The organism is Fulvivirga imtechensis AK7 (assembly GCF_000331535.1).
GTDB lineage: Bacteria > Bacteroidota > Bacteroidia > Cytophagales > Cyclobacteriaceae > Fulvivirga > Fulvivirga imtechensis.
Genome location: NZ_AMZN01000069.1, coordinates 35,860 through 59,188 on the forward strand (window position 1 = coordinate 35,860; position 23,329 = coordinate 59,188).

General features: G+C 40.0%; 15 protein-coding genes. 7 read left to right on the top strand and 8 right to left on the bottom strand.

The features are described 5' to 3' along the window. Positions 1-295: 295 nt before the first annotated feature. From C900_RS19440 to C900_RS19480, 7 genes are all read left to right on the top strand, one after another. A complete protein-coding gene (locus C900_RS19440) occupies positions 296-1,303 on the top strand; it encodes a hypothetical protein (RefSeq protein WP_040497140.1) in 1,008 nt (335 codons plus the stop codon). Between the two features lie 4 nt (positions 1,304-1,307). Then, positions 1,308-2,525 (top strand): helix-turn-helix transcriptional regulator, encoded by a 1,218-nt coding sequence (locus C900_RS19445; protein ID WP_009581889.1) that lies wholly within the window; start codon positions 1,308-1,310, stop codon positions 2,523-2,525. Positions 2,526-2,687: 162 nt separating this feature from the next. Further along, positions 2,688-2,906, top strand: a complete 219-nt coding sequence (locus tag C900_RS19450) for a hypothetical protein (protein ID WP_040497141.1) — start codon at positions 2,688-2,690, stop codon at positions 2,904-2,906. Positions 2,907-3,752: 846 nt separating this feature from the next. Further along, positions 3,753-4,373: an ATP-binding cassette domain-containing protein gene (locus tag C900_RS19460; protein ID WP_009581892.1), complete on the top strand. Its 621-nt coding sequence runs from the start codon at positions 3,753-3,755 to the stop codon at positions 4,371-4,373. 599 nt (positions 4,374-4,972) lie between these two features. Further along, complete coding sequence (locus tag C900_RS19470; RefSeq protein WP_009581893.1) at positions 4,973-5,608, top strand: hypothetical protein; 636 nt, start codon at positions 4,973-4,975, stop codon at positions 5,606-5,608. Continuing rightward, a complete protein-coding gene (locus C900_RS19475; RefSeq protein ID WP_009581894.1) occupies positions 5,609-6,085 on the top strand; it encodes a peroxiredoxin family protein in 477 nt (158 codons plus the stop codon). Positions 6,086-6,090: 5 nt separating this feature from the next. After that, positions 6,091-8,247, top strand: a complete 2,157-nt coding sequence (locus C900_RS19480; RefSeq protein WP_009581895.1) for a peptidase domain-containing ABC transporter — start codon at positions 6,091-6,093, stop codon at positions 8,245-8,247. An 811-nt stretch (positions 8,248-9,058) separates the two neighbouring features. Here C900_RS19480 and C900_RS19485 read toward each other — a convergent pair. The 8 genes from C900_RS19485 to C900_RS19520 all read right to left on the bottom strand — a co-directional run bounded on the left by C900_RS19485 (position 9,059) and on the right by C900_RS19520 (position 23,134). Continuing rightward, complete coding sequence (locus C900_RS19485) at positions 9,059-9,733, bottom strand: energy transducer TonB (protein ID WP_009581896.1); 675 nt, start codon at positions 9,731-9,733, stop codon at positions 9,059-9,061. Between the two features lie 81 nt (positions 9,734-9,814). After that, on the bottom strand, positions 9,815-10,489 hold the full coding sequence (locus C900_RS19490; RefSeq protein WP_009581897.1) for an energy transducer TonB: 675 nt from the start codon (positions 10,487-10,489) through the stop codon (positions 9,815-9,817). A gap of 72 nt (positions 10,490-10,561) precedes the next feature. Next, positions 10,562-10,930 (bottom strand): VanZ family protein, encoded by a 369-nt coding sequence (locus C900_RS19495; RefSeq protein WP_009581898.1) that lies wholly within the window; start codon positions 10,928-10,930, stop codon positions 10,562-10,564. Positions 10,931-10,932: 2 nt separating this feature from the next. Beyond that, a complete protein-coding gene (gcvH, locus tag C900_RS19500; protein ID WP_009581899.1) occupies positions 10,933-11,313 on the bottom strand; it encodes a glycine cleavage system protein GcvH in 381 nt (126 codons plus the stop codon). A 58-nt stretch (positions 11,314-11,371) separates the two neighbouring features. Next, the gene (gene sov / locus C900_RS19505) at positions 11,372-18,556 is read right to left on the bottom strand and encodes a T9SS outer membrane translocon Sov/SprA (RefSeq protein ID WP_245558458.1); all 7,185 of its coding nucleotides are present in this window, start codon (positions 18,554-18,556) and stop codon (positions 11,372-11,374) included. Between the two features lie 13 nt (positions 18,557-18,569). After that, positions 18,570-19,163: a Holliday junction branch migration protein RuvA gene (gene ruvA, locus C900_RS19510; protein WP_009581901.1), complete on the bottom strand. Its 594-nt coding sequence runs from the start codon at positions 19,161-19,163 to the stop codon at positions 18,570-18,572. Continuing rightward, positions 19,141-21,438 carry an NADP-dependent malic enzyme gene (locus C900_RS19515; RefSeq protein WP_009581902.1) on the bottom strand — a complete coding sequence of 766 codons (2,298 nt, stop codon included), beginning with the start codon at positions 21,436-21,438 and terminating at the stop codon, positions 19,141-19,143. The genes ruvA and C900_RS19515 overlap by 23 nt, the downstream gene beginning before the upstream one ends. A gap of 595 nt (positions 21,439-22,033) precedes the next feature. Then, positions 22,034-23,134, bottom strand: a complete 1,101-nt coding sequence (locus C900_RS19520) for a DUF4837 family protein (protein ID WP_009581903.1) — start codon at positions 23,132-23,134, stop codon at positions 22,034-22,036. Positions 23,135-23,329 lie beyond the last annotated feature (195 nt).

Below are 23,329 nucleotides of genomic sequence, written 5' to 3' on the forward strand. Positions count from 1 at the left end.
CTTCTATTTTGGTTGATGTCATCGGTACATCTGTACAGCAGCATAAGCTCGTGATTGAATATAATTTCTGGTTTTTTAGGATGCGGTTCGGGCGGTTTTTTATGTTACCAGACGTCAGGAAGGATATTTTAATATAGAATATTTATATTTGGTTTATACGCATTTAAAGTTTAGTTTATATATTATTTATTTTATAATATATTTGAGAATCCAAAATCAAAACTGTTACTTTTTTGGAATTTAGAGGTTAACGAAAAATTTTTACCACAGCATTTTTCACTTTGTTTAAGTATCTATGAAATATTTACATATAACGGATAGAGCTGGATCTGGCATTACAGATTTGCTCGAAGCCAATGAAATCGGTCAGCAGGGTCGTAGCATGGTTTACAGGCATTGCTATATCAGGCCCAAATTACATCATATTGCTTCAACTGTTGAATACTTACAAATAAAATTGGCAGGAAGGGTAGTTGGTATGTGTGCCAATGTGAGCAGAACTTTGCTTAAGGAGCAGACAAAAGGATATTACTTTAGATATTTTTCTTTTTTGCCTGGATTTAGGGTAGAGGAGTTGCCTAAAACTAAGAAAAACAAAAATTCAGTCCTAAAACAAGAGATAAATAACTATTTAGCTGCTCTAAATATTGGGTTAACATATGCCTATGTTGATTTAAATAATCTGCGCTCCCGGGCAATATGTGACCTTTTTAACTTTCAGGAAGCAGGTCAGTTTTCAACAATTATTTTCTCCAGAATTTTTCCTAAAGCAGCTAATAACATTTCTAAAATAGATTTTATGGAAGTCAAAGAGCTACTTTGTGATCATTATAGAGATTATAACCTATTTACCATTGATAATATTAAGTACGAACACGCGGACTATTATGTATTAAAACGTGATGGGAGGATCCTGGCCGGAATTGCAGCTACCAAAGAAAGATGGAAAATATTAAATATTCCAAGTGCTTTAGGTAAAGTGCTTTTGAAAGTAAAAATACCGTTTCTTCGCAGGCTATTCAATACTGACTATCGATTTCTTGCTATTGAGGGTATATATGCAAGGCAGGGTTGTGAAAATGAACTGAGCAACTTGCTAGAAGGTGTTCTGCAAGTTACCGGACATAACATAGCGATGATGTGGGCTGATATAAAATCTCCTTTATATCGAACTCTGAAGTCCCTGCCCTTGGGCATATTATCTAAGTTTAAATCTGAAGTAAAGGCCAGTGTTATCGTAAGAAACTATGAAGCCGGCAAACCTTTAAAAAATATCTATATATCCGGATTTGATTTAACATAAGGAAATGGAAGGCTTGCTAGAAGAATCAAAGAGGCGATTGCTGTTGCCTACTATGGGGGCGAGGAGGAAACTGGTGATCGTTATGAACATTGTCTATGTGATAAGTACCATTTTTTTTCTTACATCGGAGAGGATTGCGGAAGGTAAGTTCGTCCCCCAAGTTTATCTTCTGTACTATATCTATGTACCGGCTATTATTTTAAATATTGGTTCTTTATTGTATAATCTTAGTGTTCTGGGAAAAGCAGAACTTTGGCAAAACATGCCGGAAATAAAGATCATGTTTTATGATAAAATAGCTGCATGGACAAGTATGGCAGCTATTATGATAATGAGTACTGCTAACATGTTGGGTATAGGTAACCCGTCACAGGATGCAATTTTTACGGATTTTGCATTAGGACACGCCCTAATATTAGTAGTGGTTCTTGTTGTTGGACGTAAAGGAGCTACCATTTGGTTTGTAATAGTTTTGGGCATTTTATTGTATAGAAGCTTTGATTTGGGCTTTGATTATCAATATCACTATATGACGTCTTCGGAGGTTGTAAAATATGAAAATGCACTTAAGAATAACGAAAAATGGGCAATAGAACGGCAAGATGTTTTAAATCAATCAGGGCTAAACCCACCTAAGGTTTCCCGATATATGAATATATGGCTAATTTTCATTGTAGTCAGCTATCTGACAGCATATTTCTTTTCGGGTATAACACTTGACCTAATTAAGGAAGTTCGCCCTGTTATAAACAACATTGAGGAAGTAGTAGAAGAAGGAAGTAAACTAAAGAATGAATTAGAACAGAGAAGAAATGAAGCTATCAAAGCAGCTCATCGAATAAGTCGTACGGAAGAAACATTAAAAAAAATAGAAGAGGAACTTCATAAGTTAAGCTTTGAGCAGCGGAGTGCTTTCCAGCCTATTACCAGAGTAATTAAAGAAGAGTTACAGAAGGAAATCAATAGAGATTATAGAGTCTTTGAATTGAGTTTTGATTTAACCCAAAATGGTCATTTTGAAAAGCTGCAAAAGAAATATCCACAACTTACACCGAATGAAATGAAGCTTCTGGGCTATTTTAAACTTAATATGAGTAATAAAGATATTGCGGATTTAATGGGAATAAAATCCGATTCAATTAGGCAATCTAGGTCTAGAATTAAGAAAAAACTGGGATTAACTAGTGAAAACTGGATGGAAGAGTTACTGAATGGTATATAACTATATAAATAATTTATTATTATATACACACTTTGTGACGTTAAATTACGCTGATGTATACGTTCTGTGACGTTCAGGATTTGCAAAAGACTTTATTCGGAGGCTATACTTGAAGTGATTTTATGGCCATAAATCCGAGTAAATGACATAGCTCGTTTAAATATGTCAATAACATATAAATCAATCGAAAAAATGAAAGAATTATCTTTAGAAAAAATGGAGAATGTTGAGGGCGGAGGCTGTGGCGTGGCAACTCAAGTTGTTCTTGGCTTTTGGGCAAGTGGAATTGGATATGCATTTGGAGCGGTATCCGGTGGAATCGGTTTTGTAGCCGGTATGGTAGCAACAGGAGCTGTTATTGCGGTATGTGAATACTACTAAACTTAACTTAAATCCCATTTATTAGGTAAGGATCTGCCGAGGAAAGTTATTACTTCTTACTCCATTGGAGGGAAATTCGTTTTGCTTTAACTCTTTTTGGCAGATTCCTCCGCGAATTTCAAAGATCTAAGTACATATTTTACCCAGTATGAAAATTTTTATTCTACTTTCTTACTATAAGCGATTGATTTTTAGAAATCCAAAGCTTTACTTCTATTTCATCACCTCCTTTATTGTCTACTTTATTGTCGTTGGCATGCTCATATTCTTACAAACGGTAGAAACTTTGAATCTTTATTTTCATAGACTTCTCATCTTTTCCTATATATTTCAATTTTACTACAATCATCTGTACTATGGATTGGGATGGGAATCTTCCTTCCGCCATTTTGTTGCATTTCAAATCAGAATGAAGAATATCATTTATATGTACATATTTTTAAACCTTTCATATTTTGTGTTTTCTTTCATTTTAATAAAAGCTGTATCACTTACTCCTTGGCTTATAGTTGATTATAGCATCTTTAACATTATTATTTTGTATTTTATCATACCAAACTTATTGTTTCTTATTGTTTTTCCACTTCTGACCATCTATGTTGATTTGTTCAACAGCAAAAAGGGTTTGGTAATTCATAAGTTTTATGGGTTTCCCTTACTGGTATTGACTATTGCATTTCCTGCTATGTTTCAATACTTGTGGTCAAATTTTTCTGTTGGTCCAGAATTAATTTCTTGCCTATCAATTGTTTTTACAATAATTGTCATCAGCCGGTTTTCCCGGATAGTTAAATTTTGGGAGGATAGGTTATTACAAATTAAAGCAGAATAAACATAGGTATTTTTATGAATATTTATATTGAAAAATTAGACATTAGTGTGAAAAAATTTCATCTACATTGTCATGATTTAAATTTTGATGTAGGTGATACTTTTCTGATAACTGCACCGAATGGAAGTGGCAAGAGTATGTTTCTAAAGGGGATAGTCGGGTTGGTGAAAACCAGCTATAGAAAGATCAAAATTAATGGTGTATACACAAATGAATTAAACTTATCAAAAGTTATTGCGGCATATCTTGGAGAGGAATTTTTAATTCCATTTTACGAACCAATGGAATACTTCGAGTTGATCGGGAAAATAAAAGGCTTGGATGATTCTCAGATTAAGTTCGCAGTAGAGGGTATTAGCAAAATGTTTAATCAGGAGTGGCCTAAGAAATTTATCCGAGATTTATCGACTGGTATGAAAAAGAAGGTGGGTTTGGCTGGGAGCTTGATAGGAAATCCTCAAATAATTATGTGGGATGAACCTTTTGAAAATGTAGATGATGAAGCACAGTGTTTACTTAGACAATTTATAGAAAACGATAAACGACTTATAATTTATTCCTCTCCCGTCAGGGACAACCTACCGCTTTCCAGAGTATTAGGTATTGAATCCGGGAGAGTTTTAATAGAACAGTAAGTATTTAGGTACCTTGAAGGCATATCTGTACATATATAAGATACTTGGTGATTACATCCGGAGAGTTGTTGCAAATTTTTTGTTTCAATTTTTCATTCTCCGGTACATAGAAATTACCTCCATATTGATAGCTGCTGTTGCCAGTGATATGTCTGAATCCAATGCAAATATTATTCTCGGAGTTGTTGCTTTAATTCAATTATTTCCATCTCTAATGATGAATGAAGGTTATGTTAAGGTTATACCGTATATAAGAGTTATTTATCTTAATAAGAACGTGGTTCCTTTTTACCTACTCCTCAATACCGTAATCCCATTTATGATATATCTAATGTTACTTCTATTGGCTGACCCTGGGTCGCACATCTTCCAAGATATTAGTTTAATGTCTATTGTACTGTTTAATAATGCAATGTTTGCTCATTTTCTACATATTTTTTCATTTTCTATTAGGGATAGCATGTTGTATTTACCCATCATGGTTGCCATTTACTTGATTGTGTTTATTCAGATTAATTTACTAGCAGCTCTTCCATTCACCGCAATGGCCATAACACTATTCATAATTAAAATCCGAAACTATTAAATATCAATTATATATGAAGTTGAATACCTTTTACCTGTTTGGGCTCCTTATTTTATCGTCAATTATACTTGGTGTTTTATTGGACAAAATTATACTTACGGATGAGGTTTTAGTTAATGGTTTTTACAATCAGCTGAGCTTGAGTAAAATAGAAGAACTAATTGATTACAAGGCCCGTCTGTCCTGGATAAACTACATGGTTCTTCCTGTATTTTACTTCGTCAAAATCCTTCTCATTGGTATTTGGATACTTAGCTGGACAATATTTTTTGGTCATAAAATTAGCTTTAGAGAGATTTTAAGGGTGGTAATAAAAGCTGAATTCGTCTGGTTGATTCCTTCTTTAATTACCCTTATATGGTTTCATTTTATCGATACAAGTTACACACTTGTTGATATACAATATTTTCAGCCGCTTTCATTATTGAATTTTTTTAGCGTATCAGAGGTGGAAAATTGGCTTATTTTTCCATTACAAGCGCTTAGTTTATTTCAGGTGGCTTATATAATTTTCTTGGCGATTGGAATCAAGCAGGTTTTAAGCACTAATTATAATGCAGCTTTAACCTTTACTATTCCAGTTTATGGCTCGGCACTTATAACTTGGATTGTATTTATTACTTTTTTAAGTATGAACCTGGCCGCCTAGATGAAAAAGAAGGCAATTCTTACTTTAGCTTTTTTGTTATTGTTGACTATTGGATGGGTAGGGTTTAAGGGAATTCGAAGACTCAACAAAAAGGCGGCGATCGAAAAAAAACAAGGTGACCTCTCATTGATGTTAAATCAAATCAATCAGGCTGATACTGATATCACCCCTACAACCATTCTTATCTTTTTTAATAGCGAATGCGAGCACTGCCAAGAGGAAATCAAGGAGGTCAGTAAAAACATTGGTGAATTAAAAAAGTATCAATTGTTTCTAATTTCCTATGAACCAGAAAATGAAGCTCTTGCTTTTTTAAGTAGGTATAACCTATCCAATTTCTATCTTAAATCCTCCCCTGAAAAAGTGATTTCTGCATTTGAGGGTAGTGTCCCTCAAACACTTATTTATAAAAAAGGTAAGCTGATCCAACATTTCAAGGGAGAAGTAAAAATCGAGACTATTTTAGATCTTTTATAACGGTAATGAACCTATCCAAGCTTAACAAAAAGTTTATTCTACAGCACGGTCAATCGGATTGTGGGCCAGCTTGTCTTGCTTCTATTATACAATTTCATGGCGGAAATCGATCTTTGGATGAGATTAGAAGAGTAACAGGAACCAGTCAAAAAGGAACAAAACTATTAGGACTTTATCAAGGGGCGAGGCAATTAGGTTTCGATGTGATAGGATTGGAAGCTGAAGGGATAACTAATCTTAGTGAACTTGATCAGCCGGCTATCCTACATGTCACACTTGAAAATCGTTTACTTCATTACATAGTATTTTATGGGTTTGTTGATGATAAAATGATCATTGGTGATCCCAGAAAGGGCATTAGCTTGTGGAGCCCTGAACAACTACGGGAAGTTTGGCTGAGCAAGTCTCTGCTAAAGCTTGTGCCAAACCAAGATTTTAAAAAAGTACGAAAAAGGCGTTGGAGATTTCCCCAGTTAGTTGCGTGGATAAAAGAGGATATTAATATTCTAATGACTTCTCTATTTTTAGGAGTGTTAATTGCTATTTTCTCTCTTGCCACCTCTATTTTTATTCAAAAATTGATTGATGTAATCCTGCCCACAAAAGAAGTTATGAAGTTGCTCGTTGGAATAGTTTTATTTGGGTTTATTCTTTTGGCCAAGGCGGCTTTAAATTTTGTGCGCTCAACTTTCTTAATCACACAAAGTAGGGATTTTAATAACCGAATGATCGGTTATTTCTTTAAGTCGTTGCTGTGCCTTCCCAAACCGTTTTTTGATTCAAAAAAAATTGGAGAGATGATTGCTCGCATGAATGATGCTCGAAGGATTCAATTGGTAGTTAGCAATCTTGCTGGGAATATTATAATTGAGGGCTTAGTAGCGATGGCGTCATTAGCCGGGGTATTTTTTTATTCCTGGCAGGTTGGTATTCTTGTTTTTTCTCTTTTACCCATCTATATAGTTATTCTTAGGAATTTAAATAAACCCATCATTACTGCCCAAAAAGATGTGATGATTAAGCATGCTTTAAATGAAGGTAACTATATAGATGTAATAAGCGGCATTTCTGAAATAAAAGCAACAGCAACAACTGAACTATTCCATGGGGCTACCAGCTTAATTTATAGGATTTTTCAGGATAGTATCTTCAAACTTGGGAAGATCCAAATTAAATTTAACCTTAGAACCGAGCTTGCGGGAGTGTTATTGATGCTCGCTGTAATGTCATTTTCTGCCTATTTAGTGATTGCAGATCATCTTATGCTAGGGGTAATGATGGCTGTTTTGTCACTGTCCAGTTCCATTGGACCTTCGTTAGCGAAGCTAGCGGCCTTCAATATACAGTTTCAGGAAGCGAAAGTAGCTTTTAAGCGAATGGAAGAGTTTACAATGGTTGAAAAGGAAATGAATGACGGTGAACCTGCTAACAGTATCGTACCCATGGAAATAAAAAACTTGTCTTTCAACTTTCCCGGATCACTTCCATTACTAAAAGACATAAGTTTGAAAATTGAACAAGGAAGGATTACTATGCTGTTAGGTGAAAGTGGAGTGGGGAAGAGTACCATTCTACAACTCATTCAGCGTTTTTATGAACCTGTATCTGGACAAATTCAGGCAAATGGCAAGAAAATAAACACAATACAGCTGGATTCATATAGAAAGCAGATAGCGGTAGTATCTCAGGAGATTAAGATCTTCAACAATTATTTACTATTCAATATTGCCTTATCAGAAGATCCGAAAATTCTGGAACATGTTCCCATATGGTGCCAAGAAAATGGATTTGATCAATTTTTTTCCAAATTTCCACAAGGCTATATGACTTTACTTGGAGAAGAAGGTGCCAATATATCAGGAGGACAGAGACAACTTGTTGGTCTTGCTCGTGCACTTTTTAGAAAACCGGATATTTTACTAATAGATGAAGGTACCTCTGCTATGGATAGACGCACTGAGAACTTTATTTTAGAAATGTTACTTTCCTTTAAGGAAGAAATGGCCATACTCTTGGTTACACACCGAATAAAAACTGCCTCCATAGCGGACCACATCTATATTTTAGAGAATGGAACAGTGGTTTCGCAAGGAACTCCGGAGAGCCTGATGCTATTCGATAATTTTTATAGCGAATCTTATAGGGAACTCTTATCAAGTTAATAAGTTGGTTATGTCCTAATGGTCGATCGGGTATTCTGTACCCCTGAGTGACTTTGAATCTAGGACTGTTGCGAGGAACACAACCGTGTAGAAGGCATAAGTGACACTATAGCTGAACACTTGTGCATATGTTTAATAACGTGGGTTTGAGTTGAAACGATTGGGAAATGACGTTATCCTGCATGTCCCGAGCTAATTCCCTGGGAGGCAACCCACAACCTTTAGTTGATTTTGTGTATAATGACATAGCTACCTGAACGGCCCCTGAACGGCCTTGAGAAATGACATTCCGCTGACAGCCAAATCCTTTAGCAATGGCCGTAGGAATTTTAATGGGACATGTAAATTCTATCACTCACATTGTTTAATCCCCGTTTTCCACCGAGTTTTGGGTGAGGGGTCCCTTCCACTTCTGGATGACTCTGCTTTTAAGGTATATGTTAATTTAACGTAAGTTCGATATAGTAGAACCGATTAAATTGTATTCGTATCCAAAAATAACCTAAAACCCTCTTTTAAGGTCCCCGAACTTGCCTTCGGGGAGGCTGAAGAATCTTACTAAGTTCAAGGATACTACCAGCAACATAGGAAGATCCTTCTCCCGAAAGCCTTAAAGCCTTCGGGATAGGATGACTGCCTTTTTTAAGCATTTTATATCGAACTCAAGTTATTTAATAACACGTCCAGGATAAAAAGTACAAGGCATGGATCTTCAGTTTTTATCTGTAAAAGAGCTGTGAGGCTGAAGATTGGAAATTGATACAAGGCACAAGTGAGGCTATCGCTGAACACTTGTGCCAGGTAAAATAGCTTAGTTTAGCTGAAAAGCTATTCGTATCATGATCCTTTGACTTACGGGAACGCCTCTCTGCCTAGGCGGATTCCAATCCGGTGCATTTTGCAGAATTCGTACAGCTTCTTCGTCGCAGCCAGCGCCTATGCCTCGTGCTATTTGTATATCTTTGACTTTACCATCTCGATCGACTACAAACTGTACAAACACTTTGCCTTCGATACCCATTCTCCGTGCCTGTGGGGGATAACGTAAATTTTTGGCCACATATTCATAGAAGGCTGCATATCCACCTTTAGGAGTTGCAGGTTCTTCAACAATTTGGAATATTTCCTCTGCCACCTCTTCTTCAGGCGCCTCCTCTATGATGATGTCTTCGATCACCTTTTCCTCAGTGATTTCCACATCCAGGTCTATTTCTATTTCTTCTTCAATCTCTTCTTCATCAGGCACTTCTATGATCTCGGGTTGTTGGATCTTGGGAGGTGGGGGAGGTGGCTGTTCAGTGGGTGGTATTTCCAGCAGGTCTTCGAAGTCGTCCTGTACCTGTCCCAGGTCAACGAAGTTACCGGTATCATAATTGCGCCATTCGAAAGCGCAAACTGTTAGAGCGAGTGCCACGAGCAGTCCAATCTGAAAGAAGAGCCCTGCTTTTTTATGCACATCTGCAGAGGAATGTTTTTTTATCTCCATAACTAATTATTTAGTTATAAAACTAATGAATTAGTTGTTTAAATCAAAAAGAAGCCCGGATTTTTACTCCGGGCTCTTAATTTATCCTAGTTTAAAGGTAATTGGCAAAATAATTCTTTGCTTTACAGGTTTACCTCTTTGCTTCGGAGGGCTCCATTTTGGCGCGCCTTGAATAACACGCACAGCCTCCTCGTCACAACCTGCACCAATACCTTTAACGGCTTGTACTTCTGTAAGAGTTCCGTCTTTATCTACAACAAACTGTACATATACTTTACCCTCAATACCCATACGTCTGGCCTGGGCAGGATACTTTAGTTTGTCAGCCACATATTTGTAGAAAGCTTCATAGCCACCAGGAGGTGTCGCAGGGTCTTCCACAATCATGAAAACTTCCTCGGCTACTTCTTCTTCCGGAGCCTCTTCCACAATAATATCTTCTATCACTTTTTCCTCTGTGATCTCTACGTCAAGGTCTACTTCAATTTCTTCTTCTATCTCTTCCTCATCAGGAACCTCGATAATTTCCGGCTGCTGGATCTTTGGCGGAGGGGGAGGTGGTTGCTCCGTTGGCGGTATTTCCAACAGGTCTTCGAAATCGTCCTGTACCTGACCTAAGTCAACAAGATCTCCTTCATCATAATTCTTCCATTCGAAAGCCAGTACCACGAGGCACATGCTAACAAGGAGACCTATGTTAAAAAGGAGTCCTGATTTTTTATTCAGGTCAGCTTTTTCTGTCTTTTTAGCTTCCATTATTAATGTACTCTTTATTTAAAATTAGAATGAGTCGTGTTTTCAAATATACAAAACTTAATTAATTTTCTATCAAGCTTTGTATTTATTGCGTATATAAAACAAGCACAGTCCCAAAAAAGATCCGGCTATATTTGCCAGAGCATCATACATTTCCATCGATCTGCCGGGTATTACGGCCTGTGCCAGTTCGATCAGAAACCCATACAGCGCTGAAAGTATAACACCCAAGGTAAGCATACTGTTTCGCTTGATATGGTCTTTCCTGCTTTCATACAGGCCGCTGATCAGGAGAAAGGCCAATACAAAGAAGACAAACCCATGCCCTAGTTTGTCGTATGAAAAAAGGGTAAGATCGGGTACTGATTCACCGGGTGTCAGCGTAAGTACAAGTATTACTATGGCCCACAGAATTGACCCGATCAGATATTTATTGGGCATTATCAGGCGCCTATTACCTCTTTATAAGCGTCAGCATCCAACAGTTCATCCAGTTGGCTTTGGTCTGACATCCTGATCTTTATCATCCAACCTTTCTCATAAGGATCTTCGTTTACAAGTTCAGGAGAACCCTCGAGGTCGGTATTCACTTCTTCCACAGTACCGCTTACGGGCATGAACAGGTCAGAAACTGTTTTTACTGCTTCCACAGTACCAAATACTTCGCCTTGTTCAATGTCTTCTCCTTCTGTTTCGATTTCAACATAAACGATATCGCCAAGTTCTCCCTGAGCAAAATCTGTGATTCCTACTGTAGCAATGTCTCCATCAACTTTGATCCATTCGTGATCTTTGGTGTATTTCAATGATTGAGGTATGTTCATTATGTTTTTTGGTTAATTTTTGATTCAAAAATACATTCTTTTTCCTAATGCGAAAATATTATTGTGCCAAACTAAATCTGATCTGGATACCCATACGGGTTGTGGCTCTTCTGAACGAATTGGATACCTTAGGTTCATTAATATTTCTTTCAAAATAAAACTGAAGGTTAAGCTTCTCATTCAACACGTAGCTGACGTTTGGCCTTAGCTGAAGGTTAACGCTACCGTTTGTCACAGTGTTTACTTCATCTATTTTCCGCTGTATGGTCTCTGTATTCTGGATAGTGAAATTAAGACGGAACGTAAGATCATTTTTTAATGAGATTACCCGCCCTTGTGATTTAAAGGGGAGCTTGAAGTTTGCCTTGGTGAAGCCTACTTCAAGTACAATGTCATTACTTCTGAGCTCAGTAACCTGGGCATTAGTGATGTTAAGCGCTACATCACGTTTGGTTTTGTATTCGGCCCTCGCCGTTAAACGACTTTTTGTTCTGATGTTAATACCTACCAAAGGTGAGAATTGCTCTGAGATCATCACCTGGCTGATAATGTAAAGTGGTACATTTTCTCCGTTTTGTACACCAAATCTGGAATCGTTGTAATCTTCTATGCGATTCTCCAGCTCCAGTCCATCATTATATTGCAGGGAATTGGTGTAGTTGGTCACGGAGTAGTTAGACTGATATCCATGTGTGATACTTATCGACTGGAACTTTTCCTGAAGTTTGGGAATACGTCCCAAACCTGTATAGTCGACCCTCCAGTTGGGCAATGGTGTGGAGGGGAAAGGGCTCAGGTTCACCTCATTCGGGTCCTTTCCGGCATAGGCCGCAATAAAGGCCGGGATGAGTACATCTTGTGAGTTGGTATCATACTGTATTCCTGTTTCTCTGTTGAACCTGCTTAGTATTTCCAGGCGATGAGCTTCAAAATCCTGGAATACGGGTGAGTTGTTATTGTCGTCATCTTTTTTAAATGCTGTTTTGATGGCCAGGAAGGAGACAGCATAACCACCTGAACGGCTTGGATTCAGGGAGGCAAAAACAGGGTCTTCACCATCATCAGCAGTGTTTCGGAATATTTCTTGGTAGGAAGCGCTCTTTGTTTTACGCGCATCTAACTGTATCTTCAGGTCTCTGAGTGGCTCCAGGTTAGCGCGAACGTTGTAATCAACCGTTTTAGTTTGTGTAAAGGGTGCGGTCAGCTCATTATTGGTGGTGAGCAACCCGTCTCTCATCATTTCATATCGTATGTTTGGATCCTGGGAACCGAGAATGAAAGGAAGCCCTGGAGCATTGAAGCTGCTGTCCATGCCAAAGAGAAATGCACGTGGCTTGAAGCCAGGCAGCAATGTTCCTTCTCTTAAGGTATAGGTGGCATTGATGGACTGTACCGACATAAGGAACTTTAAAAACCCTTTCAACCCTTTGTTTTCTGCTTTCTTGACCTGTGTTGTATCCTGAGTTGTAGTTGGTCTCAGAGAGCTTCTTCTGGTGGTACGGGGCGGGGAGTTGATCTCTTTCAGGATTTTTACTTTGTTATAAAGTTTTATCAGATCGATCTTTCCACTCACTGTATTATCCCTACTGTTTTGAATGGTATTGCCAAAGTCAAGACTGTCTGGCCGGTTAATAGGGCCGGCAGTCCAGGCGTATCCTGCCTGATATCTGTAATCAGCGCTTACCCAATCTGTAACAGGTAATTTATCCAATGGCAGCCTGTAATTGGCGCTGACATTTTGATCAAAATTTTTCATACGCCCCAGGTTCTTCAGATTTGTCCAGATTGAATCTCTTTTAACATCCGAGTCTATGTCTCCCTCTGGTTCGTCTATTATTGCATTTGTTCTGGCATTATAATCCAGGGACAGGCTTCTGGTAATATCCCACTGCACGTTGTAAGACCGGTTGAAAGTGAAATATTTCTCATAGTTGACCAGGTCATTGTTGTATACTTCCATCCTGTTCCTGTATACCGTTTTCCTGAATTCCCGTCTTAGGTCTCCTCTAACAGACAAATTGGTCGGGACTGGTGTTAGATTAAAATCTTTTATCAGTTTCAGGAATGGTGAATTTAAAAACCGGACATTTTTGAAAGGCTCCCATGGCTGCACCATGGGGCTATAGTTCCAGGCTACTGCAGCGTTGTAGTTTTGCTGTAGCATCTGCTGCAGATTGAAGTTCGTCCGGACCATTTCACTATATGCATAGGTGAAAGAGAAGTTTTCAATATCATAGATATGTTTCTTGGCTTCTGGATTGACTTTCACTTTCCTCACATTAGTGAAGTTTATACTTCTTCGGGTAGTCTCATCCGTGACGATTTGTTCATACTCTCGCCTTTGCTCTTCTGTTTCGAATGAGAGGAGTGAAGCATCAACTGTTATATCCGGGTTAGCCGGATCAAACTTGGGTTTAATGGTAGTTTTTTCATAGCTCACATACATGGGTATTTTCAAACCAAGTGCGTCAGGTAGTAACTTGTCTAAAGTAACGTTAGCGGAAATATCATAAGAAGTGGTTTCCTCCCGCGTTCTTTCAGCTATTTTAGATTGAATACCACCAAATCCAAAAGTTGTATGGCGGGCAGTGGCTGTCACATTAGCAAAATCAGCCAACTTTGCATTCAGAGTGGCATTGGCAGCCCATCCTTTCGTGCGGTCAAAATCAGTAACACGCAACTCATTGGCCCAAATACAGACCGATTTAGCCGCACCGTCCGGGGATCGTGGGTTTCGAACACCAATAGTAAGCCAGATGATGGCGCTCATATCCGGGTTGCCGCGCAGTCTTATCCTATTGTTCCCAACCTGCTTGTGCCCCTCCTGGGGGAAAAGCTCTCTTTTTGAAATATTTAAACGATCGCGCTCGGATTTTAATGCATACAGTTCATCAACATCCAGATCGATTTCATTTTCCTTAGGCCAAATGTCTTCTGCCATCATAGCTCCTTTGGCAGTGATCTTTAATGGTACCTCAATTTCGTAGTAGTTAGAATCTACATCTGTACCCAGCCTGAGGAATGCAGTTACTTCACCATCTTCAGCGTCCTGACTGTCAGCATGCAAGAACATTTTGATCCTGCCGTAGTTGATCAGGTCGTAAGCTACCTGTTTGGTTACAGCCCTTGCATTGGCATCTTCCAGGTCTTCTACGCATACTTGCAACGACTGCTCGTTCAGCCTTCTTTCTACAGAAGATGTATTATCCCGGTCTCTGTTAAAGCCGGGAGGAAGTACATATGGAGAAGAAGTTTCATCTCCGGAGCCATTTTCTTCAATATTTACTACGGAAACGGTAAGGTTAGTGAAGTCTTCAGCCTCAGGGATCTCACTAAACTGAGCATCTCTCAATGAATTGGTATAGCGTCTCCATCTGCTGGCTACAAAACGAAAATTGGCCATACGTAATACCACCGGTTCGCTGAAATTGGTAAGGTATGTTCTTAAGTATTTAATAGACTTAAACCCTGATATATTACCAACAGTGTTGTCGGGCTGCCGGATAGGTATGCGGAAAAGGTACCAGGTTACTGGCTCTTTTGTTTTATTACTACTGTCTACATGTTTGTCTACTATGTATTTGTGGTTTTCAAGCTCATTAGGCTTTAGCCTGATCCTGTATTCGTAATATTCTTCAAGTTCATTTAAGGTATTGTCATTGTTTAGGTCCTCATTATCCGGGATTGTGGTAGCGGAGGGTGTAAACAGGCCGGTGTTATTAGTAACCACAGGCGAATTATTTTCCAGGCCGTTGAAGTTTTTATATCGTTCCAGTATACCGGCATTTCTTGCATCCAGATCGTTACTAAGAAAATACTGGAAATCGTCACCAGCGGGATCCTCGAAGTTGGCAAAAGCCTGAAACGGACCATAAACCCGTTCTTGTTCGCTACTCATCCCATCAAGCCCTACATCCTGGTTGGATCTTGAATTTTCCGAATTATCAAAGGCATTTGTCAGGTACTGCTGTGTGGTAACAAAACCCCACGGGTCGGTGGGTTTTACACCTTGAGGATTGCTTACATCAAAACCGTTGGCAGGTAACCCATTCTCAAAAGCGTGCTGACTATCAGGAATTAAGTCTTCCGAGATGCTACCTAAGTTGAAATAAAGGTCTCCACCCTCAGTATTAGGGTTGTTATTGCCCCGTCCGTCCTTGATCACACCATTGGCAGTATTAATGAATGGGTCCATTAACCAGAATTCGATGTATTCTACATTGGATTTGTCAAAATCGACCTCAGATCGTATAGCTGTAGTAATACCTCCCCAGTTGGCTCTGCGCTCAGCAGGGCTGGTGAAAATACCATCGGTAGTGGCTACAGAGGGGTTCAGGTTGTATTGCCCCCTTTCTCCCGGATAGTAAGCGATATCGAACATTGGCTGGATATTAATTACATTCTTATCCAGGTGGGGAAATATCTCCTGTGGTTCGACTTGTCTTACATAATGGTTTTTCAGCTCTTCATCGGAAATATTACTGGGTTTTCTGCGGTCATCGCGATAGAAAAGGTTGTCTATCTGATACCAGGCTATTTTGGCGCGTCTGTAGCCGTAGTCAATTCCCCGGCTTTGGCCATTGAAGCGATTATCAGGAGTTTTGGGTGTGGAAGCGAGTTTCCAGCTATTGGGATTAGACAGAGAAAACGGGGTGGCTGTACTTTCAAAATCGTCTATGTAGGATGTGCCTTCTCCATCTACCTCATTTGAAGTACCAGGTATTAATTGCGCAAATTCTGCATTAAAGGTAATACTCGAGGGCTCTTTTGTTTGGATAAACGGAAGCTTGTCGAGCATTTTGGTCAAAAAGCGCGAATCCTTTCTGATATTCACGTCAAATCCGTATTTGGTATTTCGGGTGGGTTCATTGCCGACACTCACCCTTGATATCAGCGGTCTTTCATTCAGGTGTAGCAGCGTGGCCCCCACTGTAATATCATCATCCACCTTATAGTCCAGACGGGTGCCTAAAAGGGTCCTGGATTGAAAATTGAACAGATCGGCCTTTTCGTAGGAGATAGTAAGCTGCTTACCCGAGTTCAAAACGCCCTCATTAATGATATTTACCTTTCCAAAGGTATAATCTACCTGGTAATCAACGCCCTCCTGCAATGGCGACCCGCCAGCATACACCCGAACAGAACCTTCGGCAATGTTGAACCCCGGAATAACAATCTCGCTTGTAGAACCAGCCTGAAACCGCCCAATGATCACAAATTTGTTTTTATTGGAAACAAGCTCGGCATCATTTTTAGTTTTATTATAAAGCTCGCTGTATACATACTTGTCAATAAGCGCCTGTTCTCTGGGGTCTCCCCGAAACTCTCGTCTCAGCGGGTCTGAAAAAGGTTGCAGGTAGGGAAACATAATGAGACCTGTACCCGGCTCTATGGTTATTCCTTCTACAAAGTCAAAATTCCCATCCCTCTGAGGATCGTTATTTTGGTTTAGCCTGTCAAGGCCCATTATTTCAATAAGCGGCTTGGTGCTGGCTGTGGCGCCTTCCTGCAACTGTGGGTTGTCAATACCGGTAAGGTCATCACGGTAGATTATGCGTAGTTGAAAGCCTTCCTGAGCGATATTGGTTCCGTTCAGGTTGTAAATATTTTTCATCATCAGATCCCAGGTAGGTACCGGGTTGCCCTGCTGGTCGGTGATGTTTATTTTTCTGGGTCTGAGCAGTTTTAAAAATATGACTTTTTCTTCGCTCAGTTTAGTATAGTCTTCTGCAAGCTCGCCTACCTTGTAGCGTTGTCCGTTATAGGTATACTCGTAGGCTACAGCCAGAGCTTCATCATTTTGTAATTTCCTGAATAATGAGATATACCCAAGTTTTGTATTAACAATAAATTCATTGGCAGCCAGCTTTCTGGCACTGGTTATTTTTTCGAAATCCAATCCATTTTCAAAACCTTTCTGTTGGAGTGCGTTATTTATTTCCTCCGCACTGCGGTTGATCGAATTCAGGTGTGTTGTAAAGAGGTCATTGGCGTTATTATCATTCGCAGTGGCCCCGGCTGCGGCCGCTATAAGATTGTTGCGATATATGTTGGCAGCATTGGGTTCAGCCATGTCCATCAAACCTACCACATTTCTCAATGTTTGAGTATCGTTATTTCTGTTTACCACATATACCTCCACACGGGTTATATTCACCCCGGAGGTGATAAACGGTATTCCGGCCAGCCACTTCTCAAAGTTGTCCCTGAAAAAGTGCCCAAGGAAGAAATGCCGGTTTTCATCATAATTGGAAGCTTCCAGGGCAAATTCCCGCCCTTGTACTCCACCGGCATCAATCGTAATGGATTCCGATTTGCCTCTTTGCGTTGATGCCACGGTCGTAACAAAAAGATCGCCAAACTGCATTTGAGCTTTTATTCCAAATAGGTTTTGGGCGCCTGTTATTAAGCTATTGTTAAGGGGCAGGCTAACATTGCCGATCTCAAGCTTTTGCAATATATCTTCTTCAAAACCGGTGTATTCTACTTTTAGGTTATTCTCAAAGTCGAAAGAATTGTTATTGTCAAAATTGGCGGTGACCCTCAGTTTTTCACCAATCTTACCCACTACGTTCATGCTGATCTGCTGGTCGAATTCGAACCCCCCATTTCGCTGCTGGCGAATGGGTATGTTAGGGTTATTGATCCTTTGCCAGCGTCCTCCGAAATCCAGGGTTACGAATCCACGCGGGATGATCTCTACATAAGTGCCGCCAAATATCCTGTCGAAAATGGGGCTCACATAAATGGGAGGAATAAGATTTCTTCCGCTTACAGCGCTTTCTCCATCAAGGCCTGCAGACCTGTTTTTCCAATAATCTTTAAGCTGTTGTCTCTCCTGGTATCTTTTGAATTCCTCGAAGGTCATGGATGAAGTAGGCCGGTAGTTAATATCACCTATTTTTTCATAGATGGTATAGTTCATGCCGGTATCTATTTCTACGCCTAGCTGTAAACTGGCCGGATCCTGTAACAATAATGGCGAAGGACTCGTAACATTACTAAAAGGATCGCCAAACCGGTCTTTCGGCTGATACGTAGGCTTTCTGGATGGCTGATATGATGCATTCTTAGCAGTATCCTGCTGAGTAGTATCTTGCTGAAAAAAACTAGCGTTTAGGTGAACACTATTGAGTGCCTTTAAGCTTATTTTTTTAGTATCTCTGGATTGAGCATACTCTGAGCAAATCACAAAAGCGCATAGAAAAGCTACTAGCGATTTATAGAACTTCTTCGAAATCAAAACGTAAATATTATCACGCGTTTTTTAATGTGAGCTTAATTAATTCCTCCAAAGTAATCGTATTTCCTGAATTTTTCAGGATCCTGTCGATACTTTTTTCGGCCGTTGGTTTGTTAATCCCCAACGTTATTAAGGCCGATAACGCTTCAGTACGAATAGTATTGTGTGCCTGTGGTTGAAAATCCTCAGACTCTTGATATAATCCTTCTTTTTTAATCTTATCTTTTAATTCAAGAATGATTCGCTGTGCCGTTTTACTGCCTACACCCTTTACTCCCTGAATAGTCTTTACATCTTCACTTATAATGGCCTGCTTCAGCTCTCCCGAGGTAAGCGAAGATTGGATCATCAGTCCTGTGCTGGGCCCCACTCCTGATATAGATATCAGGTTAAGAAACATCTTCTTTTCTGCTTCGTTGGAGAAACCGAAGAGTGTGTGTGAATCTTCCTTTACATGCAGATAAGTATGCAGCATAATGCTCTCTTCATTCTTTATGCTACTAAATGTTGTCAATGAAATATTGACGTGGTAACCAATGCCATTGACATCGATCACCACGTGTGTTGGTTCTTTCTGAACAAGCTTACCTTTGAGGTACGAGATCATCTTCCAGGTTTTTTTGATAAAGTTGTGCATCCACAACAGCGATGGCTGTCATGTTAATAATTTCTCTTATTGAACTGCCCAGTTGGAGTATGTGTACGGGTCTTTTCATTCCCAGAAGAACAGGACCGATGGCCTCCGCTCCACCTATCTCCATCACAAGCTTATAAGCAATATTACCCGAAGCAAGATTGGGAAAGATCAGCGTGTTTGCTCCGTTTTCGGCAAGTTCGCTGAAGGGATAATTCTCCTGCTGTATCTGCGTACTTAGCGCTACGTTGGCCTGGATATCTCCATCAATGACAAGGTCGGGAAACTTTTCCTTTGTCAGCCTGACAGCTCTTTGTGCTTTAGTGGGCACTTCTCCTTTGCTTGATCCGAAATTGGAATAGGACAGAACAGCTACTCTTGGTTCAATGCCAAAAAACCTTACCCCTCGTGCAGTCATCCCTATAATATCAACCAGTTCTTCGGCAGTAGGATTTACATTGACAGTGGTGTCAGAGAAGAAGAATGTGCCCTTTTTGTTTGAAATAATATACATCCCCGCTACCCGTTTGATGTCTTTTTCCATACCTATGATCTGGAGGGCAGGCAATATTGTTTTCGGGTAGTCTTTGGTCAATCCTGATATTAATGCATCGGCTTCATTATGTTCTACCAGCATGCAGCCAAACATGTTGCGTTCGCGCATAAGCTTGGTTGCCTCATATAGTGTAACACCTTTTCTCTTGCGCTTTTCATAGTATGACTTGGCAAATTTATTTACCATCTCATCTTCTTCGTAGGTGTCGATGATCTTACATTCGGATAGCTCCAACTTATGCTCTTTGATCATTTCTTCGATTATGAGACGTTTCCCCAGAAGGATAGGAAACCCAATTTTCTCGTCTTGAATGATCTGTGCCGCCTTTAGTATCTTAAGGTCATGAGCCTCGGCAAACACCACTCTTTTTGGATCTTTTTTGGCTCTGCTAATGACCCTTGACATGAGTTTTTCATCGATACCTATGCGTTGTTGCAATTCAATATGGTATTTTTCCCAATCGGTGATCTCAATCCTTGCCACACCTGATTCAATGGCTGCTTTGGCCACAGCCGGTGAAATAGTAGTGATAAGTCGCGGATCAAGTGGTTTGGGTATCAGATAGTCTTTGCCGAATATGATCTTGCTGTCACCATAGGCTTTGCTTACCATCTCCGGTACAGGCTCTTTGGCGAGTTCGGCAAGCGATCTAACTGCAGCCAGTTTCATCTCTTCGTTGATAGCAGTGGCCCTTACATCCAGTGCGCCACGGAAAATGTATGGGAAGCCCAGTACGTTATTTACCTGGTTAGGATGATCGGAACGGCCCGTAGCCATAATAATATCTTCCCGGGTTTGCATGGCCGTTTCATAGCTGATCTCAGGACTGGGATTGGCAAGGGCAAACACAATAGGATTGTTAGCCATGGCATTTATATCCTCAGGGGTGAGTATGTCAGCCACAGAAAGTCCAAGGAAGAAATCGGCACCTTTAATGGCGTCCTGCAGCGTATCCACGTCTCTGTTGGTGGCAAATTCAGCCTTGGAAGCATCCAAATTAGTTCTCTTTTTATTGATCACCCCTTTGCTGTCACACATTACGATGTTTTCCCTTTTTGCTCCCAGGGCAATATATATTTTTGTGCAGGCAACAGCAGCGGCCCCCGCGCCATTCACTACAATTTGTATGTCACCGATCTTCTTTTTTACCAATTCCAATGCATTAAGCAATGCTGCCGCGGATATAATGGCGGTACCATGCTGGTCATCATGCATTACCGGGATGCTCATTTTCTCTCGTAGTGTTTGCTCTATTTTAAAGCTTTCCGGTGCTTTTATGTCCTCCAGGTTGATGCCTCCGAAAGTGGGTTCCAGGGATTTTACGATCTCAATGAATTTGTCAGGATCTTCTTCATCTATTTCTATATCAAACACATCAATGCCCGCAAATTTTTTGAATAACACTCCTTTCCCCTCCATAACCGGTTTTGACGCATCCGCACCAATATTTCCAAGGCCGAGAACGGCAGTTCCATTGGAAATTACCCCTACAAGGTTGCCTTTCGATGTGTATTTATATACATCATCTTTGTTGGCAGCTATTTCCTTACAAGGTTCGGCTACTCCCGGAGAGTAGGCCAGGGCAAGGTCCAGTTGAGAACTTAAAGACTTAGTGGGTACTACCTCTATTTTTCCAGGTTGGTTTTGAGAATGGTAGTTTAAAGCATCCTGTTTTCTGATTTTTATAGCCATATAGTAGTTGGTTGCATTTGGTTAGGTCAGGGCATGGTAAAAAACGGCACAGCACTTCTATCCGCATAACGTTAAAACAAATCCGGGAAGACGGACTGCTACATGCAAGCCGTTTTTAGATACAGCCCTTTTATTAACAAAGGATAAAGTTAATAAATAACGTGAGTTCGATATAGTAGAACCGATTAAATTGTGTTCTTATTCAAAAATAACCTAAAAACCTCTTTTTAAGGTCATTCTGCCTTGTCCCCAACTTGCATAAAGCTTTCGGGATAACAAAAAAAGTCAAGCATCGCCTTCGCGTAGCCGCTATGGCGGAGCAAGGGCTGTGAGCAAATGACTAAATTTCAATGCCTGCGATAGTGTGATCTACAGAGTGTACGTGTTGCATTGAAATTCTTACGGCCTCCGCTAAAGGCCTTGGCCGTCAGCGGAACGCCATTTTCTCAAGGCCGTTCTGAAGCTATGTCATTATCCTCAAAATCAACTAAAAGTTGTTGGCTTCCTCCCCGAGGCAAGGCAAGTTCGGGACAGGCAGGATGACCGTCTATTTTTAAGCGTTTTATATCGAACTCACGTTAATTAGTTAGAGACATTAATTAGTTGCAGATGCTGTCAACTGGTCTTTCGTTTTAAATGTTGAGAGGATCACTTCTAACTCGCGCATAAACTCTCTCTGATTTTTACCGGGGCTATAAAGAAAGCCTTCGATATAGTAAAGCCGGTCAAGTTCCTCATCAACGAGGGTGTAGCTTATGAAAGGACCACCCATGGAGAGATTGTTGGTTTTCCAGAGCCCGGTCATCTTGATGGCATACTTGCCATTGAAACTCACTTTTTCAGTTGTTACCGGCACATAAGGTACCTTTGTTTCTGTTGTAATAAAGGTTTCAGGATAGGCAGGATCTTCAAATAGCTGATGGCTGGCAATGGAATCGCGCAGGCTGAGTATTGCTTCCCTGTCAAACGCCTTTTCTGAAGTATAGGGGCGGTAAGTGACAAATATATTTTTGTCACTTTCGGCATTGATCTGTCGAAACCATATAAATCCGGGCTGATTTACTACCAGCTTGTATGCAAATGGCAAGCGCATACTGCACTCATGATCCGCCTTAAGCATTTTATTGAAGCCAATTTCTTCTTTGGCCTGGTAAAGTCCTGCATAAAGTCTCTTGTTTTCGGCCTGGTTAAAGAAGTTCTGTAGTTTCTCCCGGTTTACTTTAATTTTTTCAAGCAACTGATTTTTGTTCTGGCCGAATAAATACATTACTGTTTGCCCCCTGGCAAATTCATCTTCCGCTGTATGTACAAAGAGGTTTGGGTCATTTTTAATTTTATCAATAGATGACTTGGTAAAGTAGTTACGGACCACCTTGGATCCTGGTCCGCGGTCATCCACAGTCATTACGAAAAGTAAATTTTTAACGGATTTGAGGACATCATTTAGCTTTCGAGGGTCTACATGATTTATCTTAAACATGAATTCTTCTCTTGGTAAGCCCCCAACCTCAGCTCTGAAAGTTTCTCTTATTTCTTCACCCACGGGCCCTTTCCACTGGGCTGAATCCATCACAACAATAATTTCACCTGCTCTGCCACTGGCAGGAGGCAGAAGGTTCTTGTTTTTTCTGTCTCCGTTGCTACTGCAACCCAGGAAAAAGAGTGTGATAATACCTAAAATGACTATATTCCTCATATTGTGTTATTCCTTTATTGTATAACTACGTGTTTTTAAAAAAGTCACTGAAAAAGACTTAATATCGAGATATTATTATTGCTACCACACGCCCATTTTCCAATTGTTCCAAAAGCATGCGGGATACGCTCAAATTTTGCCGGGTCCAAAGAAAAATGGCAGCAAAAATTAGTCATTCAATTCAACAAGCGTGGA

Excerpts from the sequence above, each read along its gene's own strand:
- C900_RS19440 (WP_040497140.1), top strand. The coding sequence starts at position 296 with ATGAAATATTTACATATAACGGATAGAGCTGGATCTGGCATTACAGAT.
- C900_RS19445 (WP_009581889.1), top strand. The coding sequence starts at position 1,308 with ATGGAAGGCTTGCTAGAAGAATCAAAGAGGCGATTGCTGTTGCCTACT.
- C900_RS19450 (WP_040497141.1), top strand. The coding sequence starts at position 2,688 with ATGTCAATAACATATAAATCAATCGAAAAAATGAAAGAATTATCTTTA.
- C900_RS19460 (WP_009581892.1), top strand. The coding sequence starts at position 3,753 with ATGAATATTTATATTGAAAAATTAGACATTAGTGTGAAAAAATTTCAT.
- C900_RS19470 (WP_009581893.1), top strand. The coding sequence starts at position 4,973 with ATGAAGTTGAATACCTTTTACCTGTTTGGGCTCCTTATTTTATCGTCA.
- C900_RS19475 (WP_009581894.1), top strand. The coding sequence starts at position 5,609 with ATGAAAAAGAAGGCAATTCTTACTTTAGCTTTTTTGTTATTGTTGACT.
- C900_RS19480 (WP_009581895.1), top strand. The coding sequence starts at position 6,091 with ATGAACCTATCCAAGCTTAACAAAAAGTTTATTCTACAGCACGGTCAA.
- C900_RS19485 (WP_009581896.1), bottom strand. The coding sequence starts at position 9,733 with ATGGAGATAAAAAAACATTCCTCTGCAGATGTGCATAAAAAAGCAGGG.
- C900_RS19490 (WP_009581897.1), bottom strand. The coding sequence starts at position 10,489 with ATGGAAGCTAAAAAGACAGAAAAAGCTGACCTGAATAAAAAATCAGGA.
- C900_RS19495 (WP_009581898.1), bottom strand. The coding sequence starts at position 10,930 with ATGCCCAATAAATATCTGATCGGGTCAATTCTGTGGGCCATAGTAATA.
- gcvH (WP_009581899.1), bottom strand. The coding sequence starts at position 11,313 with ATGAACATACCTCAATCATTGAAATACACCAAAGATCACGAATGGATC.
- ruvA (WP_009581901.1), bottom strand. The coding sequence starts at position 19,163 with ATGATCTCGTACCTCAAAGGTAAGCTTGTTCAGAAAGAACCAACACAC.
- C900_RS19515 (WP_009581902.1), bottom strand. The coding sequence starts at position 21,438 with ATGGCTATAAAAATCAGAAAACAGGATGCTTTAAACTACCATTCTCAA.
- C900_RS19520 (WP_009581903.1), bottom strand. The coding sequence starts at position 23,134 with ATGAGGAATATAGTCATTTTAGGTATTATCACACTCTTTTTCCTGGGT.